The organism is Siphonobacter sp. BAB-5385, assembly GCF_002261125.1.
GTDB lineage: Bacteria > Bacteroidota > Bacteroidia > Cytophagales > Spirosomataceae > Siphonobacter.
The window spans coordinates 44,921-62,466 of sequence record NZ_NMPS01000038.1 but is presented as its reverse complement, the minus strand read 5'-3'; the positions used below and the strand labels follow the sequence as shown (position 1 = coordinate 62,466).

12 protein-coding genes are annotated in these 17,546 nt (G+C 49.6%); 6 read left to right on the top strand and 6 right to left on the bottom strand.

The genetic code is table 11. The features are described from left to right. The first annotated feature begins 127 nt into the window (after positions 1–127). Both BWI93_RS03465 and BWI93_RS03460 read left to right on the top strand, forming a co-directional pair. Positions 128–1,726 carry a sodium:solute symporter gene (locus BWI93_RS03465; RefSeq protein ID WP_094808772.1) on the top strand — a complete coding sequence of 533 codons (1,599 nt, stop codon included), beginning with the start codon at positions 128–130 and terminating at the stop codon, positions 1,724–1,726. Positions 1,727–1,749: 23 nt separating this feature from the next. Then, on the top strand, positions 1,750–2,676 hold the full coding sequence (locus tag BWI93_RS03460) for a dihydrodipicolinate synthase family protein (RefSeq protein ID WP_094808771.1): 927 nt from the start codon (positions 1,750–1,752) through the stop codon (positions 2,674–2,676). Positions 2,677–2,685: 9 nt separating this feature from the next. Here BWI93_RS03460 and BWI93_RS03455 read toward each other — a convergent pair whose 3' ends face one another. Then, positions 2,686–3,564 carry an AraC family transcriptional regulator gene (locus tag BWI93_RS03455; protein ID WP_094808770.1) on the bottom strand — a complete coding sequence of 293 codons (879 nt, stop codon included), beginning with the start codon at positions 3,562–3,564 and terminating at the stop codon, positions 2,686–2,688. 569 nt (positions 3,565–4,133) lie between these two features. Here BWI93_RS03455 and BWI93_RS03450 point away from each other — a divergent pair. The 4 genes from BWI93_RS03450 (at position 4,134) to BWI93_RS03435 (ending at position 11,494) form a co-directional block, all read left to right on the top strand. Continuing rightward, positions 4,134–4,793 (top strand): DUF3826 domain-containing protein, encoded by a 660-nt coding sequence (locus BWI93_RS03450; RefSeq protein ID WP_094808769.1) that lies wholly within the window; start codon positions 4,134–4,136, stop codon positions 4,791–4,793. A 168-nt stretch (positions 4,794–4,961) separates the two neighbouring features. Beyond that, entirely contained in the window at positions 4,962–8,033 is a 3,072-nt protein-coding gene (locus BWI93_RS03445; protein ID WP_255157699.1) for a TonB-dependent receptor, read from the top strand. A gap of 12 nt (positions 8,034–8,045) precedes the next feature. After that, complete coding sequence (locus BWI93_RS03440; RefSeq protein WP_094808767.1) at positions 8,046–9,806, top strand: RagB/SusD family nutrient uptake outer membrane protein; 1,761 nt, start codon at positions 8,046–8,048, stop codon at positions 9,804–9,806. A gap of 749 nt (positions 9,807–10,555) precedes the next feature. Further along, a complete protein-coding gene (locus BWI93_RS03435; RefSeq protein ID WP_094808766.1) occupies positions 10,556–11,494 on the top strand; it encodes a polysaccharide deacetylase in 939 nt (312 codons plus the stop codon). Between the two features lie 6 nt (positions 11,495–11,500). Here BWI93_RS03435 and BWI93_RS03430 read toward each other — a convergent pair whose 3' ends face one another. The 5 genes from BWI93_RS03430 to BWI93_RS03410 form a co-directional block, all read right to left on the bottom strand. Then, on the bottom strand, positions 11,501–12,571 hold the full coding sequence (locus BWI93_RS03430) for a DUF2891 domain-containing protein (protein ID WP_094808802.1): 1,071 nt from the start codon (positions 12,569–12,571) through the stop codon (positions 11,501–11,503). Positions 12,572–12,768: 197 nt separating this feature from the next. Then, positions 12,769–13,065, bottom strand: coding sequence for a hypothetical protein (locus BWI93_RS03425; protein ID WP_094808765.1), 297 nt, complete (start codon positions 13,063–13,065; stop codon positions 12,769–12,771). 285 nt (positions 13,066–13,350) lie between these two features. Beyond that, the gene (gene hemF / locus BWI93_RS03420) at positions 13,351–14,247 is read right to left on the bottom strand and encodes an oxygen-dependent coproporphyrinogen oxidase (RefSeq protein WP_094808764.1); all 897 of its coding nucleotides are present in this window, start codon (positions 14,245–14,247) and stop codon (positions 13,351–13,353) included. A gap of 4 nt (positions 14,248–14,251) precedes the next feature. After that, complete coding sequence (locus tag BWI93_RS03415) at positions 14,252–16,870, bottom strand: penicillin-binding protein 1A (RefSeq protein WP_094808763.1); 2,619 nt, start codon at positions 16,868–16,870, stop codon at positions 14,252–14,254. 127 nt (positions 16,871–16,997) lie between these two features. Further along, a complete protein-coding gene (locus BWI93_RS03410) occupies positions 16,998–17,432 on the bottom strand; it encodes a BrxA/BrxB family bacilliredoxin (RefSeq protein ID WP_094808762.1) in 435 nt (144 codons plus the stop codon). Between the last annotated feature and the right edge of the window lie 114 nt (positions 17,433–17,546).

The window sequence follows — 17,546 nt, the reverse complement described above, 5'->3', positions numbered from 1 at the left end:
AAGAATATAGCCTTTTCGTCTCTATTCGAAGGTGATTTGCCGGGGAAAAGGCAAAAATTGGGAAGCTGCGTACGGTACGGGCGGCAGAAAAGCAGACTTTATCAGGTACAGACCTCTACCGATTGTTATGAAAAATTTGCCTTTGATTGATCTTACGGTTATCGCTCTCTATCTGGGAGCCATGATTGCGGTAGGATTCTATTTTTCACGGAAAAACAAAAACGCGGAACAGTTCACCAAAGCCTCCGGTATGATTCCGGGCTGGGCCATTGGGATGTCCATCTACGCAACGTTTCTAAGTAGCAATACCTTTCTGGGCGTACCCGGCAAAGCGTTTGGCGGCAACTGGAATGCTTTCGTCTTTAGTCTATCCATGCCACTGGCGGCGTATACGGCTTCTCGTTACTTCGTTCCTTTTTACCGTCGAACGGGCGAAATCTCGGCCTATACCCACCTCGAACATCGGTTCGGCAGTTGGGCCCGTACCTATGCCGTGGTCTGTTTTCTGCTGACGCAACTGGCCCGAATGGGATCCATATTTTTCGGCATTGCCCTGAGTTTACAGGCCTTGACGGGGTATTCCATGGAAATGATCATGATCGTCATGGGGATCAGTATCATCATTTATACGGTGATGGGAGGTATCGAAGCGGTCATCTGGACGGAAGTAGTACAGGCCGTCATCAAGACCCTCGGTGCCCTGATTATTCTGTACCTCATTATCCGGGAAATGCCCGGTGGCGTGCCTAAAATCGTTGAAATCGGAAAGTCGTACGATAAATTCAGTCTGGGGACTTTCTCGCTTGATTTCACGCAGTCTTCTTTCTGGGTCGTTTTGCTGTACGGATTTTTCATCAACCTGAACAACTTCGGGATGGACCAGAATTACATCCAGCGATACCATACGACTTCATCATCCCGGGAAGCTTCCCGCTCTCTGTGGCTTTGCGTGGTGCTGTATATTCCGGCTTCGCTGCTGTTTTTTGTAATTGGTTCCTGTCTGTTTGCGTACTACGAAGCTCATCCGGAATTGTTACTAGCCGTCAAAATGCAGGTAGCTCAGGAGCAGGCAACGGGCGGTACGAGCGTGTCACAGGCTCTGGCTAACCTGAAACCTTCGGACTACGGCGACAAAGTAATGCCTCATTTCATGGTAACTAAAATTCCAACGGGACTGGTCGGACTGATCGTTTCGGCGATCCTTTCTGCCGCGATGAGTACCATCAGTTCGGGAATGAATGCGTCGGCAACGGTATTTTCCGAGGACATTTACAAACGGTATATCAACCCGAATGTCAGCAGCAAACAAAGCCTGCGGTTGCTCCATCTGGCAACGGTAGTGGCGGGTATGCTGGGGCTGGGAGCAGGGATTGCCATGATTGGTGTAAAGAGTATTCTCGACATCTGGTGGACGCTCTCGGGCATTTTCGCGGCAGGTATGCTGGGGCTGTTTCTGCTGGGAATTATCAGTCGGCAAACCCGTAACCATGAGGCCATTACGGCTACGCTGATCGGTATACTCGTTATTATCTGGATGACCTTTTCGCCGCATTTCCCCGAAGAATACGAATTTCTTCGCAGTCCCCTGCATCAGAATATGATCATCGTGATTGGTACGCTGGCAATTTTCCTGACCGGACTGCTATTGACCCGATTTATACCCACGAAAATTTCTAAAAAACCCGTAGTCGTCTCCTTGCTGGCGGCTCTGTGCCTGTTGCTCTAAAGATTTAAACATTTCTCCAAAACATGAAAACTACTACGAAGGGATTCATCCCCGTGATGCTTACGCCCTTTAAAAACGACGGTTCGATCGACTTTCCGGCCCTGACCAAACTGACGAATTTCTACCTGGAAGCCGGAGCCTCCGGCTTGTTCGCCAACTGCCTGTCCAGTGAAATGTTCGAGCTGAACGACGAAGAACGGCTGGCGGTCATCGCTCACGTGCTGGAAGTAACCCAGGGATCCGTTCCGGTGGTAGCCACGGGTACCTTTGGCGGACCCATTCCGCAGCAGGCCGAGTTTGTGAGACGGGTACACGACCTGGGTACCGATGCCGTGATTCTGATTTCGGGTTTACTGGCCGATGAACAGGATTCGGATGAGGTGTTCAACGACCGCGTAGCTGAATTACTGAATCTGACGGATCACATTCCACTGGGTTTTTACGAATGTCCGGTACCGTATAAACGTCTGATTTCCCCGGAACAACTCAGGAGTTTCGTTGCCACGGGACGGATTATATACCACAAGGATACCTGCCTGGATCTCAATCAGATCAGGGAGAAACTGAGCGTTACCGACAACCCCCAGTTTGGTTTATACGACGCCTACATGGTTCATGCGGTGGATTCGCTCCGGGCCGGTTCCGCCGGACTGTCCTGTATTCAGGGAAACTTTTCGCCGGAACTGATCGTCTGGCTTTGCGAAAATTACAATTCTTCCGAAGATGAAGTACAGAAAGTCCAGCAGTTTCTGATTGATAACATGGATGTGATGCACAACGTATACCCCATCGTTTCCAAGTATTTTCTGCAAAAACGCGGGTTTGATATCTCCACGTTTACGCGGCGAAACGTAGGTGTACTAACGCCTCAGATTTACAAAGAAGTCGAAAGTCTGTATTCAAAGTATAGTCAGTTGAAGGAAGAACTGGATCTGAAAGCCGTCTACTAAAAAAAATGCTTAGTTGACGCGGTGCAAATACTTGCGTTTATACTCTAACGGCGTAACGCCCGTTACTTTTTTGAAGTGCCGGTAAAAGTTGGAAACGTTATTGAATCCGCAGTCAAAACAAATGACTTCCGTCGGTACTTTATTCTCGACCAAAGCCCGGCAGGCATGACTAATTCGTATTTCGATTAAAAAGTCATAGTAGGTCTTATTGGTTAATAGTTTAAAGTACCGACAAAAGGAAGTGACACTCAAGTTACTGATGGATGAAATTTCTTCCAGCGTAATGTCTTTTTTGTAATTCGTCAGTGTATACGCACAAACTTTATTCAAGCGTTGCGTATCCATATCATTCGACTGATAAAACGCACTTTGACTGCTTACGATAGGGGTATATTCGTCCGTCTCTGCTAACGTTTTCAGAATCTTTAACAGAAGAATAATTTTATCCAGATCCGTTGCGGTAGTAGCGGCGTACATTAATTCGATCAGTTTTTCTTTTACTGATCCGGTCATCACCATGCCGCGTTTTGCTTTTTCGTACAGTTTAGGAATCAAATACGCTTCTGGTAATTTCAATAAATAATCGCCCAGGCAATCGGGCAGAAAGTGAATCACAATCGCTTCCACGTTCAGGTCTGAATCGGGCTGATAGTATTCTTCTTTACAACGCCAGGTATGCGGTAAATTTTCACCTAACAGTACAATTTCGCCTTTCGAAAAGTTGCTGATGTTATCACCGATGAATCGGACGCCTTCGCCCTGAATGACGTAATGAAGTTCGATTTCCGGGTGGTAATGCCAGATGGTACCGAAATTAGGCTTAATGTCGTGACGAATGCTGAAAGAACTCTCCAGTTTAACGGGGACTTTGTGAAATAGAGGCTTCATGTACGCAAGGCGTTGATCGTTTTCTTAGAGGTGTGAATGCATCGGAGCGAAACTCAGAAAGTGCTTGCTCCGGGATTCTGTTAAATCTTACCCTTACCGTTTCTCTTCAACCTGAACAAAACGAGCAAACATCGCTAAACTCGTGCAGCAATGTCTGTTTTATCGATGTATTTATAATGATCTGTATGACAGATGATTATAAATTTTTTTATTAAAAGATTTGTTGTTCTCGATCTGAAACTGAGCGGAAGAACGTAAGGAAATACAAATATAATAATTCAAATGAATTCTATGATAATTTCCTATAATAAGTTGATAATAATGAGGACTGATTTATGATTGAAAAGTGCAAAATTTGTACTATTCAAATATATTTTACGTGTACTATCCATAAACTTTCACCCTTTGAGAAGTTTCAGCTAGCTATAGTTTGCCATGGATTGGACGCTTTCAGTCTTCATCATCTGCAGAATCGCGTAAGGGTCTTCGGGAAAATAAAGGACTTTATTTAAAAGCTGGCATAAACGCAAAATTTCGCACAGGAACTACCATACTTTCTATTTATTCCAATGAATAAAATCCTTGTAACGATTACGATGGTCGTAGGTATTAGTCTGGGAGCAAAAGCCCAGAATACCCAACAGGAAGCTGAGGCTTATACGCAGACCATTACGAAACGGGCTGAGAAAATTGTTACTCCTTTACACACGCCTGATTCAGTAAAAGTTCGGGATATTATTGTAGATCAGTATCGGCAGTTGAATACGATGCATGATCTATACAATGCACAGATTAAGCAAATTAAAGCAGCAACGGATCTTTCTAAAGAAATTCAGGAAACGAAAATAAGGCAGGTAGAGGATCAACGAATGGCAGCCTTAGAAAAGGCCCATTCCGCGTACTTGTCCAAGTTAAAAAAAGTGCTTTCGGAGCAACAAATAGAGGCTGTTAAGGATGGTATGACGTACGGAGTTTTGCCGATCACATATAAGGGGTATCAGGAGATGTTACCTGATTTAACGGAAGGGCAGAAAAAGCAAATTCTTGCTTACTTAACCGAAGCTCGTGAACGGGCCATGGATGCCGAATCATCCAATAAAAAACACGCGTGGTTTGGGAAGTACAAGGGTAAAATTAATAACTATCTGTCGGCCTCCGGTATCGATATGAAACAGGCGAGTAAGGCCTGGGAAGAGCGTATTGCCCGTGAGAAAAATAAACTTAATTAAGTAACACTTCCTGCCATAATACGATGCTACTTCTTTACGCTTCAAACATCTTATGAAAAAAATTGTAAGGGTCATTTGTACATTATTGCCCGGTTTTGTGGGATGCGTAGACTATGCCTATGCGGAACCTAAACTCAAACATCCTACGGCTAGCAAAGCTCGGCATTTATTAATACGACGGGTACCGTTCAGGACGCGAAAGGTATGCCTCTGGTAGGCGTGAGTGTGGCCATTAAGGGAACCAGCTCCGGTACCGTTACCGATGCAAAAGGGGTGTTCCGACTGAACCTGCCTACGGGTGAGGAGACCCTGATTTTCAGTAGCGTGGGCTATAAAACCCAGGAAGTAGCCGTAGCCAAACGGACGAACTTTCTGGTGCAAATGGAAGATAACGATGCCGCTCTCGATGAGGTTGTGGTGGTAGGGTACGGTACGCAGAAGAAGGTAAGTCTGACGGGGGCTGTCGCTCCGGTAGACATGAAAGCCATTCAGCAACTGCCGGTGGGTAGCTTGTCAGCGGCTTTGCAGGGCCAGTTGCCCGGCGTAAACGTCTCGGGGGGAACCGGACGGCCCGGCGATAATGGCGGGATAACCGTTCGGAACCCGATTGTACTGGCTAAAGATGGGGGAACGGTACGACCGCTTTACGTCATTGACAACGTCGTTCGTACGGAAGATGATTTCAACGTACTGGATGCTTCGGAAGTCGAAGCCATATCGGTACTGAAGGACGCCGCCGCTGCCATTTACGGAGCCCGTTCCAATCAGGGGGTGGTCGTGGTCGCTACTAAACGCGGAAAAGCCGGAGCACCGAAAGTAAATTACAGCGGTTCTATTGGGATTACGGATGCCATTCGTCTGCCCTCGATGATGAACGGGTACGAGCAGGCCACGTATTTGAACGATTACTACCGGACGCAGGGTAAACCAGCCAATGATCCGCTTTACTATACGCAGGACGAGCTGGACCATTTCCGCAACAACAATTACAACTGGCTGGATATGGCCTGGAAACCTGCGACACTAACCCGCCATGCGGTAAACGTCAGCGGAGGATCGGAGCGGGCTACGTATTACGCCGGGGTATCGTACAACTACCAGAATGCCAACTTCGACAATATCAATGCGAACAAATGGACGTTCCGGGCCAGTACGGACATCAAGGTAACCAAAAACCTGAGAGCCGGATTTATCCTGAGTGGAGACTTGTCGCAGCGTCGGATGTACTACCTGAAGCAGGGGGGAGAAAATGCCGAAAATGATATGCGGGGGCTATTGTACACGTCACAGTTCAATCCTCCGTACGTTAACGGTCTGCCCGTATTGCAACCCGGCGGGAACCAGAACAACCTGGAATCCTTCCACTTTTTCGAAATTCAGCGATCCAATAACTACACGGCGACCCGGAATACGGGGCTGAATGTGATGGCTAACCTGGAGTACGATATCCCGTTTATCAAAGGATTAAAGGCCCGGGTGTTGTATAGCAAGACCATGGACAACTCCTTCGGTAAGCAGTACGGTACCCGCTACAACGTCTATAACTTCAGTATGCTGGGCGAACATCGGCACATCGTAGGCGGGGATATCGTAGGAAATCCGATTCAGTTGAGAAATGGCGACCAGATTCGTCTGAATCCGGGTTACGTCGATAGCTATCAGTTCAATGGCTACCTGAATTATGACCGTCAGTTTGGGAAACATCATGTATCCGGGATTGCGTTTTTCGAGCAGTCGGAACGCCGGACGGATATGCTGGCCGGTTTGCGGGAAAACCCCATCATTGGCGGCTTAGACAACATGCGTTACGCCACCGGTGCCCAAACCGCCGAGGAAACCGAAACGGAGGCTGGGACGCTGTCGTACGCCGGACGGATCAATTACAATTACGACGATAAGTACCTGGCCGAAGTCGCCCTTCGGTACGATGGTTCGACCAACTTTGCCCCCGAATATCGCTGGGGTTTCTTCCCCTCCCTGTCCCTGGGCTGGGTGCTGTCCGAAGAACCCTTCTTTAAAAATGGCGTATCCTTTGTCGAATTCCTGAAAATCCGTGGATCCGTAGGTTTATCCGGTGGGGATGCTACCAAGCCCTATAACTGGTTGAACAGCTACTCGATTCAGGTAGGGAAAGGAGCCGTATTCGGTGGAAATAGCGATCGTCCCCTGGGCGTCGTACCCAACAACATCATGGCTAACCGGGGTATTCGCTGGGATGACAATATGAAATACAACGCCGGGATCGATGCTCAGTTTTTCAGAAATCGTCTGTCGTTTTCGCTGGATGGCTTTTACGATCACCGCTACAATATGCTGACGGCCCTGTCTTCTTCCGTACCGCTGACGGTAGGGGCGACGCTGCCTTCCGAAAACTTCTCGATTGTCAATGGCTTTGGCTTCGAACTTTCCCTGGGTTATTCGGACAAAATCAACAAGGACTGGTCGTATAAAATCAACACCTTCCTGGCCTGGAGTGACAACAAACGCATTCGGGTAGACGTTGAACGCGGCAAGCTAGGTACCTACGAAGACCCTACAGGCCGCTCAACCGATATGGGCTTACAGGGCTACGTGTACGAAGGCATGTTCCGTTCGCAGGACGAAGTGGATCGGTACTTGGAAGCCAATCCCGGTTATACCATCTTCGGCGTCGTGCCCAAACCCGGGATGCTGTACTACAAAGACATTCGCGGTCCCAAAGATGCTTCGGGTCAGTTTACGGCACCCGATGGAAAAATCACGAAAGACGTGGATATGGACTTCCTGACGCCCAAAGAAGACAACCATTACAATTTTGGTTTCAACGTAAGCACGACGTACAAGTCCTTTACGCTGGCCGCAGTGATGGGTGGTAGTTTTGGTGGACAGGCTATGGTAGAAGGCTCCGCTCGTTCCCGGGCCCGCCCCACGGTAAACCGCCCTTCCTTCTGGACGGATCACTGGACACCGGAAAACCCGAACGCCGCGTATCCCGACCCGTTCTACGAAGATTCGTACAGTGTGGCTTCGTCGTTCTGGTTTAGAAATTCCTTCAGCTTCGCGATGCGAAACCTGAATATCAACTACGCATTACCCGCTCCTGTAGCTAAAAATATGGGAATCAGTAGCATGAGCGTGTTTTTGGTAGCGATCAACCCGATTAATTTTTACAATCCTTACACGTATAAAACGTATCAGGGAGCTTACGATTCCTATCCGACCATCCGGTCGTTTTCGCTGGGTCTGAATGTGGGTTTTTAATTGACGAACGCAATGAAAGGTATACATAAACTGATGGTGGCGGGCAGTCTGCTTGGGCTGATGACCAGCTGCGAGAAAGCTCTGGATAAAACCGACCTGGGTTCCACGCCGCCGGAACTGATTTACAACGATTCTACACTAACGAACCTGAGTCTGAACTACCTCTATGATCAGAACCTGCCCAGTTGGGGCGGGACCTGGGGGACGTCCAGTAACTTATCGGACGAGTCTTACGGAGAAAGCAAATACTTCGAAGGAACCATTCAACCGAATGACGTAGCTGATTTTGGAACGGCCCTGAGCAATACCAACAACTACGCCAAAATCCGGCAGTTGAATATGTTCCTGGAAGAGGTCAGCAAAGGGGCCCTGCAACCCTCCACCAAAAATCGGATGAAAGCTCAGGCCTTTTTCTTCCGGGCCTGGCGGTATTTCGATCTGGTACGGATCTACGGGGGCGTACCGCTGATCCTAACGCCGCAGTATGCGGTAGGCGTGGAAGCGAAGGAAGGAACCTTTGTACCCCGCAACACGACAACGGAGACCTATACGCAGATTACAGCCGACCTGGATTCGGCGATGCGGTACCTGCCCAATACCTGGACTACCTCCGATTGGGGCCGGATTACAAAAGGAGCCGCCGCGGCCCTCAAGGCCCGGGTGCTGTTGTACGCGGCTAGTCCGCAGTTCAATCCCGGCGACGTCAAGAGCAAGTGGCAGGCGGCGTACGATGCCAGCGTACAAGCCAACGCGATTCTGACGGCCAGTGGCTACAAACTGAACGACTCATTTGATCAGATGTGGTTCCAGGAAGTAAATAACCCGGAAGCCGTTTTCATTACGGGTTTTAATACGAACTCGGGCGGTCAGTTGAACAAAAATAACGGGTACGATAACTCGACCCGGCCCTCTTATACGGGCACGGGCGGTGGCTCGAACCAGCCTTCCTGGGAACTGGTCAAAGCTTTCCCCATGCTGGATGGTAAGAAACCCGGCGAATCGTCGAAGTACGCGTATTCGGACACGCTGTTCTACAAAAACCGGGATCCTCGTTTTGGAAAAACCATTGCCTACAACGGTGCCACTTGGCCCTTGAATGGGAATACGAACTACCGCCTCTGGACGTATTTTGCCGGTGGAAAAACCGTCGAGCAACGGGCCAGTAACACGGGTTTTTATACGCGGAAGGCCATTAACCCCAGCCTCGCGATTGGTGAAGTCCAGTTCGCGGGTACGGACTGGATGGAAATTCGCTTTGCCGAAGTGCTGTTGAATCTGGCGGAAAGTGCGGTAGGGGCAGACCGACTCGACGACGCCTACACGCAATTGAAAGCCATTCGGAAACGGGCCGGGATCGAAGCGGGTACCAATGGTTTGTACGGATTAAAGGAAAACATGACCCGGTCGGAACTCTTTGAGGCCATTCTGCACGAACGCCAGATTGAGTTTGCCTTCGAAGGAAAACGTTTCTGGGATCTGCGACGCTGGAAACTGATCGAAAAAACGCTGAACGGTAAACGCCGAACCGGAGTAATCATCAACCTGAAAACGACCGGTGTACCCGCTGATTTTGCGAATAATCGTAACAACATCAATCTGGACGAGGCGTATCAAAAGTACTTTACGATCTCGTTCAAGGATATGGATACGCGGTATACGATCAACTGGAAGCCGGAATATTACTTCTTTGCCATTCCACAATCGGCGATCGATAATAACCCGAGACTCATCCAGAATAACACCTGGGGCGGATCTTTCGATCCGGTGCAGTAGTGCGAGATTTAGTCGACCTACAACAACCCGGAGGCTTCAGGCCTCGGGTTGTTTGTTTAGAGGGCTTGTCTGGAGGAGGATTTCCGGGTTACGGTGCATGGCATAGGGGGGCGGGTGCAAGCACCCCCGCATTTCCGGGGCTATTGCTGTTGAACCCCTTCGGGGTTGAGTGTTCGTTTGAAAAAGTGAAGTGATAAGTTTCAAAACGTGTTCCTACCCTCTGACAATTTCCAAGGGCCTATCCATTCCAGATTTATTTTAGAAATCCGATAGAGTCAGCGGACGCGTTGTCCGTAGCATTTGCTACGGACGTGTAAGTTGGTAGGCTGTGCCTACCTGGCTGGTCAAGCACCTCGCATACGAGGTTATGTATATTGAACTCCTTCAGAGTTGGGGTGATCGTTTGAAAGAAGGGTAGCAGTGCCCATTTCGCAGCTTTCGGATTTATAATTTCATGAATTGAAAATCCACAACAGGTAGGTTACTGATTACAAATCAGGAACAGCAAGAACAGCGAAGGAATACGAGTTAGTGGAGAGCAAGGCTATTACCGAACCCCGGAGGGGTGTAACCCATGGACATCGGTTACACCCGTGGACATCATTACTCCGCTCTTTACACGCTTCGTAATTGCTCTATAGCATATACAACCAGCCATTTTTTTGCATAAAATAGCTCCACGCTGAAAACGAAGCATCCGCTATTAATAAATTCAGCCACTAATTAACTGATACGAATTCCCCAAGGATATGAAAATACTTCTTCGGTCTGTCTTTACCCTATCGGTACTAAGCGTCTCTACGGCGTATGGTCAACTGACCAACTACCAGGTCTGGAATGGACAAAGCAATAGTCAGCTCGTGTTACGTCGCTGGCAGCAGGAAGGAAAAAACTATTACTGGATGGTCAATCCGAAAACGCTGGAGACAACCATCGCACCGGACGTGGTCGTACAGCCGCTGGAACCGCAGGCGGTTTCCCGTACCATCGCGGGTACTGCTTACGGTCGGGCGTTGAAGCAGGAGCAGCTACGAGCGGGGCCTTTGCAGGACGCTGGAATCGAACGTACCAATGTCAACGAAAAAGGCTTTAGTCTAACGATGGATTTATGTCCTTCCCATAAACCGTTAACCCGTTCCGTATTCGAAGACCTCATCGCCGCCTTCGAACCCGAAGAGAAACCCATCCCGCTTACCATCACCATTACCGGACTCTGGATTCAAACCCACGAAGATGACCTGGAATGGCTGAGAAGCCTCGAAAAACGCGGTGACTTACGCATTACCTGGGTGAACCATTCCTTTCACCACTACTTCAATCCGAAGCTACCCCTGACCCGCAATTTCCTGTTAAAAAACGGTACAAACATTCAGGATGAAGTGTTACAAAATGAACAGGCCATGATTACTCACGGATTACTGCCTTCCATCTTTTTTCGCTTTCCCGGCCTGATTTCAGACCGATCCATTTTCGACGAAATCCTCAAGCTGGGTTTGTTACCGCTCGGAAGCGACGCCTGGCTGGCGAAAGGACAAATACCCCAGAACGGGAGTATCGTTCTGATTCATCCGAACGGCAACGAACCCATCGGTATCGCCGATTTTGTGAAATTGGTGAAAAGCAAAGCTTCTTCTATCCGTAAGAAAGACTGGCTGCTATATGATTTACCCGCCAGTCTGTCGAAATAGAATCATTTACTCTACACTCAACGCGTATACGGCAAAGGAAGCCAGCCAGTGTTCGCCACCGTAATTGCCCGCTGCCACGTGCGGTAATGTTTTACTAAGGTGTTCGCTGGCACTATCAAGCAGCAACTGACGACGTTTATCCTGTTTCGGCAGGGCAGAAGCAATGCCCTTCATGCACCAGGCCCGGCTCAGGCAAAGACCATCGAGGTGAACGATGGAATAATCCGTACGGTCGCTTACGAAAGGAAGCTTGGTCACCGTGTTCAGACTTTCCTTGCTTAAGTAGCGATCGAACCAGTTCAGAAAATCCTTGGCCGGCAAAACCCGACGCATCAGATCGCAGACTTCCAGCGAAGGCGACAGAAAATCCGTACCGTCGGGTTCCTGATAACCCGGTGCGTTGGTATTGCCGCCGTAGTAATCTTTGCTTCGCTGAATGATCAGTTTTTCAAACGCCGTATCCTTGACGGTGCGGGCGTAATCCAGGGCAAACACCAGACCAAAAGCCGTATTGGGGTGCACGCCCGTGCGATTCGGATAGGTTTGTTTGGGTAGAAAGTTTTTCCAGAGCGTCAGGATTTTGGCCGTGAGGGGCTGAAGATTCCGGTGCCAGACTTTCGCCTGCGGGTCGTTCCAGGTTTGCAGCTCTTCGTCTAGTTTCAGCAACCAGGCCCAGCCGTAGGTACGCTCAAAGCCTTTCGCCAATTTGTAAGTATCGAAATACGCCGCTTCCGCCTGTAGGCGTGAGGCCTGAAAACTTGAATCCAGCACAGCCCGAATGGCCGACTGCTCCGGCAATGTTGGAAACGTTTTCAGCAATCGTACCAGCATCCAGTGCCCGTGTACGGAGGAATGCCAGTCCAGACAACCGTAGAAGGAAGGGTGTAATTGCTGAGGCGTCAGTTGGAGATCCGACTCAAATTCGTACGTATGATTGGGCTTGTTGGGGAGTACCTGCGTGATACAATGCAGGGGCAGGCTCGCTAAATGGGAAGCCTGAGCTTCGGTTAAAGAAGGGGTCTGAGCCAGCACCTGACCACTCATCGCCAGACCGGCCAGGAAGATACCGTATTTCATTGCGTTCATTGAGGAAAAGAAACGGGCCCCAAAAGCGGTTGCCCGGATTCGTTACAAGTTATCACCGTAACGAATCCGGGCAATGCAGCAATGAATAAAATCAGATCGTTGAAGGTAAAAATGGTTGTCGGTTGAACGTTTTGCGACTGGATACGCCACTCATCCTTTCCTCACACACGGGGGACGAGCGTAAAAAACTAACGAGAAGCTTTTGCGGGCTGGGCGGTTGGCGGCGTTTGTTGAGCTGCCTGAACGTTACGATTGGGTTTATAAATAGCACCCGTGGCAAAATCAACAATGAGTCCCGGCCAGAATAAAATAATATCGGCAATCAGGGCACCGGTACGAACGGCTCGCTGGGGTTCACCCGCTCCCGGTTTACGTCGTTGATGATCGGTAATGCGTCCGCCGAAAACGGTGGCACAACTACTCAGCGAACCGGTAAGCGTAAGGGTACACAGTCCCAGTACAAGGTACTTTTTGAGGGCTTTCATGATAAACAAAACAATTTCAGGTTGAAGGAAACAGGGGAATAGTCGCTGGATTCAATCTCACGCGATAGTGGCCTATATAGAGAGGTTTCCGCCAGCGACCTTACAAAAATGGCTGAACGTTACTGCCCATTCCAGAACAAGCCGAACCAGATGCCAGCAATACGGGCTGAAGTGTATAAAACGGAGAATGAACTGTAGAGAATACGGAAGCCAAAAAAGGGAAAACCCCGGATCCATTACCTAAAGCAGGAATGAATCCGGGGTTCTAAAAAAAACGAAATAGGACTATACCCAGTCTACGCCCTTGCGTAACCAGGCCAGTGTCTGAGCTTCGGCACTGCCCGGCTCGGGGTGATGATCGTATTCCCAGCGGGCCAGGGGAGGTAAACTCATGAGAATGGATTCCGTACGACCGTTGGTTTCCAAACCGAATTTGGTACCCCGGTCATGGACCAGATTAAACTCAACGTACCGACCCCGCCGCAGGAGTTGCCAGTCGCGTTGAGCTTCGGTGTAAGGCTCGTCCCGATGTTTCAACATCAGGCTGGTGTAAATCGGTGCAAACGATTCGCCAATAGCCTTTGTAAATGCAAACAGGTGTTCTTTACTCTGCGTATCGGAGGGTTTTAAATAGTCGTAGAAAATTCCTCCAATACCCCGCGTTTCGTCGCGGTGCGGCGAAAAGAAATAGTCGTCCGCCCAGTTCTTAAATTTGGGATAGTACTCCGGTGAAAAGCGGTCACAGGCTGCTTTCAATTGCTGATGAAACCAGCGGGCATCCGCTTCGTTGACGTAATGGGGGGTTAAGTCGATGCCCCCGCCAAACCAGCAGCTTCCCGTCGAAAGCTCAAAGTACCGGACGTTCATGTGGATGATGGGTACATTCGGATTCACCGGATGTTGTACAATCGAAACACCCGTAGCAAAGAATTCCGTTCCTTCTTCCACACCCAGCGAAGCCCGCATCTTCGGATGGATTTCACCCGATACCGCGGAAAATCCTACGCCTCCTTTTTCGAGTACGGCTCCATCGGCAATGACCCGTGAGCGACCGCCGCCGCCGCCGGGACGTTCCCAGTGATCTTCCCGGAACTGGGCCTTCCCATCGGCTTTTTCCAGCTCCTGGCAAATGTGATCCTGCAAGCCCTTGAAGTACTCGGAAATCTGATATTTATCAATCATGCGTTTAATTAAAATTCAGGGTACTGTCGGGTCTGGGCTCCACGATGGGGGGAGCAAAGAGATCTTCCAGCGAATCATTTTCAAAGTAATTCGTGGTATCACTTTGAATCGGAGCGTACCAGGTCTGGCAGGATTTGTATTCCTTCGTAACAATCAGATTCAACTCCTGTTCGGTCGGGAATGGTTTAAGGGTATACGCTCCGCTATTCAGAATACGCAGCATGAAATCCTTATAAATCGGCAGGGCCGTTTGGGCTCCTTCCCCGCGTCGACCTTTGAAGTGAATACTTCGGTCATCGCCCCCGACCCAGACGCCCGTTACCAGATCGGTGGTTACGCCCATGAACCAGCCGTCGGAATAGTTGGATGTGGTACCCGTCTTACCCCCAAAAGAATCGTACAGCGTTTGCCGGGATACGCCTTTGGGGTTGAATTGCCAGAGCAGTCGGGAAGAAGTACCACCGCCCGTGATACCGCCCTGCAACATGTTACGCAAGAGAAAAGCTGATTCCGGACGAATGACCTGCGTACGGTTTTTCACAGCGGTATCTTTGAAGTCGGCCAGTACTTCGCCATCGCGATCTTCAATGCGGATGACGAGTTGCGGCTCAATCCGGAACCCGCCGTTGAGGAACGTAGCGTAGGCCTGTACCATTTCGTACAAAGACACGTCTTCTGAGCCCAGACCTACCGAAGGAACGGGCTGAATCCGGCTCTTGATGCCCAGCTTATGGGCGTACATGGCTACCGTATCGGGCGTAACCAGATCGGTTACCTGGGCGGCTACCGAGTTAATGGAACGGGCCATGGCTTCGCGTAACGTCATGTCACGATAGGTGAAATAGCCTTCCGCGTTTTGGGGCGACCATTTTTTGACTTCACCCTTTTCCTCGTACACTTTCGTGAAGGGCTGATCTTTCACCTGATAGCAGGGACTCAAATTCCGGGGGCCATCAATCGCCGAGCAGTACATAATCGGCTTAAAGGTCGATCCGGGCTGACGCTTGGCCTGTCGTACGTGATCGTACTTGAAATAATTGTAGTCCAGACCACCCACCCAGGCCTTGATATAGCCCGTTTGGGGATCCATCGCGAACATACCCGCCTGTAGCATCCGTTTGTAGTACGACAGAGAATCCAGTGAGGAAAACTCCTGTTCAGCACGGGTAATCTGCGGTTCGTCATCGGTCCGGGCTTTGTCATTCCAGGCAAAAACGCGTACCGGATGTTTTCTGTTTTTCAGGTAATACCAGACGGAATCGGGCTGATTAGGGTAGCGTTTGGCCAGGGCCTTGTAGGCCTCCGTGCGTTTCGCCGCGGAGTCCAGAAAGTTGGGAATTTCCTGACCATTCTCGTAAATCCAGGGATTACGTGAGCCCCAGTGACCTTTAAATTCCCGCTGGGTTTTCCGCATGTTGCTAACCAGAGCTTTGATGGCATCCGACTGCATACGGGAGTCGATCGTCGTGTAGATTTTCAGACCATCGGTGTACAAATCCACGCGTTCGTCGTTGGCCTCGGCCCATTTGGCCACGGCTTCGGCAATGTATTTCTTGAAATAGCCTTCGTAACCCACCGCTTCTTCTTCCTGCAAGGCTTTTTCGCGGTCGGTACGCACGCCCAGATCAAGGCCTGCAATGGAATCCGACTGAGCGGCGGTCAGGTAGCCGTACTTGGCCATCTGAGCGAGTACCACATTCCGGCGTTCTTTGGATCGTTCCGGATTCAGGAACGGGTTATAGGTAGTTGTTGCTTTCTGAAGACCGACCAGTACCGCACCTTCCTGTACACTCAGGTCCTGGGGTTGCTTGCCAAAATACACGCGGGCCGCCGTCCGGATTCCGTAGGTGTTGGAACCGAAATCGACCGTATTGAAGTACATCAGCAGAATATCCTGTTTGGAGTATTGTCGTTCGAGTTTCATGGCCGTAAGCCATTCCTTCGACTTAATGACAAATAGACCCAAAACCGGAATGGAGCCAAGCAAACCTTTACGGCCAATGCCCTGCTTCTTACGAATCTTAAAGAGGTTTTTCGCGACCTGCTGGGTGATGGTCGAACCACCGCCGCGTTGATTACGTGTAAGAACTCCGTATGCCACACGACCCATGGCCGGCCAGTCAATACCGCCGTGTTCGTAGAAGCGGGCATCTTCGGTAGCAATCAGGGCATCGACGATGTGTTTGGGAAGTTCATCGAAGTTCCGTACGGGGGTACGGTTTTCGGTGAAAAAGCGACCGATGGGTTTACCATCCGCCGTGTAAATTTCGGAGGCTACGGCCAGGTCAGGGTTGGCAAGTTCTTCGGTACTGGGGGTTTCGCCGGTGAGGTACAGGAAGTTCGTTTCCAGTACAAACCAGTATACCAACAGCAGTACGACGAGATTGATACCAAAACTGGCAATGCGACCCGGCCAGGGATGTTTGCGGCGGAAGGCCCGGTACGGAGCCCGAACCCGGTGTAGCCAGAAGTCGGATACATTGGTTTCGAAGCGTACATAGGGCTGTCCGATGATTCGTGCCAGCAGCATACGAATCAGGCTCCAGAGCTTACTAAAGATCCAGACGAAGGGAAACGTAATGATTTTCCAGAGCGTACTGAAAAAGACGCGTATTTTTTTCATGCGTGCGTAATAGACCTGCCAATGGGCGGATGGGGCGAAGTTAAACACTTCCCAGCAAAAATAAGCCCTTCCGATATTAACTCGGAAGGGCTACTTTTTATTTTATCCGCCAGAGGCGTTGATTTTCTTAGGCTTCAGCAGGGCTGCAAAATTCTTCGAAAACCATTTCCAGATGCTGAGCAATTACTTCTGCCGGACGACCTTCAATGTGGTGACGCTCGACAAAGTGTACCAGTTCACCGTCTTTGAACAACGCAATCGCGGGTGAGCTAGGGGGATAAGGTAACGTGTACTCGCGAACTTTCGCCGTAGCTTCCATGTCCACACCCGCAAAAACCGTAGCTAAACGATCGGGTTTGAACTGAGAGTTATTCACTGCGTATTTCACACCGGGACGAGCCGTACGGGCCGAGCAACCACATACGGAGTTGATGAATACCAGCGTAGTACCTTCTTCGGCTTCCGCCATCGTTTGGTCTACTTCCTGAGCCGTGTGTAATTCTTTGAAACCACCTTCCGCGATATCCATTCGCATCGGCATTACTAATTCAGCAGGGTACATTGACATTGCTTGATGATTTATTAAGTGATTAGACTTTTATTGGTTGACGTATTATAGTTATTAGTTGGAAGTTGATCGTTGTTAGAATCTTAATAACCAACAACACTAAACTAA

What these genes read in the sequence shown, in the direction of transcription:
- BWI93_RS03415 (WP_094808763.1), bottom strand. Translation starts at nt 16,870, where the DNA reads ATGAAAAAAATACGCGTCTTTTTCAGTACGCTCTGGAAAATCATTACG.
- BWI93_RS03455 (WP_094808770.1), bottom strand. Translation starts at nt 3,564, where the DNA reads ATGAAGCCTCTATTTCACAAAGTCCCCGTTAAACTGGAGAGTTCTTTC.
- BWI93_RS03425 (WP_094808765.1), bottom strand. Translation starts at nt 13,065, where the DNA reads ATGAAAGCCCTCAAAAAGTACCTTGTACTGGGACTGTGTACCCTTACG.
- BWI93_RS03430 (WP_094808802.1), bottom strand. Translation starts at nt 12,571, where the DNA reads ATGAAATACGGTATCTTCCTGGCCGGTCTGGCGATGAGTGGTCAGGTG.
- BWI93_RS03435 (WP_094808766.1), top strand. Translation starts at nt 10,556, where the DNA reads ATGAAAATACTTCTTCGGTCTGTCTTTACCCTATCGGTACTAAGCGTC.
- BWI93_RS03410 (WP_094808762.1), bottom strand. Translation starts at nt 17,432, where the DNA reads ATGTACCCTGCTGAATTAGTAATGCCGATGCGAATGGATATCGCGGAA.
- BWI93_RS03440 (WP_094808767.1), top strand. Translation starts at nt 8,046, where the DNA reads ATGAAAGGTATACATAAACTGATGGTGGCGGGCAGTCTGCTTGGGCTG.
- BWI93_RS03465 (WP_094808772.1), top strand. Translation starts at nt 128, where the DNA reads ATGAAAAATTTGCCTTTGATTGATCTTACGGTTATCGCTCTCTATCTG.
- BWI93_RS03460 (WP_094808771.1), top strand. Translation starts at nt 1,750, where the DNA reads ATGAAAACTACTACGAAGGGATTCATCCCCGTGATGCTTACGCCCTTT.
- BWI93_RS03450 (WP_094808769.1), top strand. Translation starts at nt 4,134, where the DNA reads ATGAATAAAATCCTTGTAACGATTACGATGGTCGTAGGTATTAGTCTG.
- hemF (WP_094808764.1), bottom strand. Translation starts at nt 14,247, where the DNA reads ATGATTGATAAATATCAGATTTCCGAGTACTTCAAGGGCTTGCAGGAT.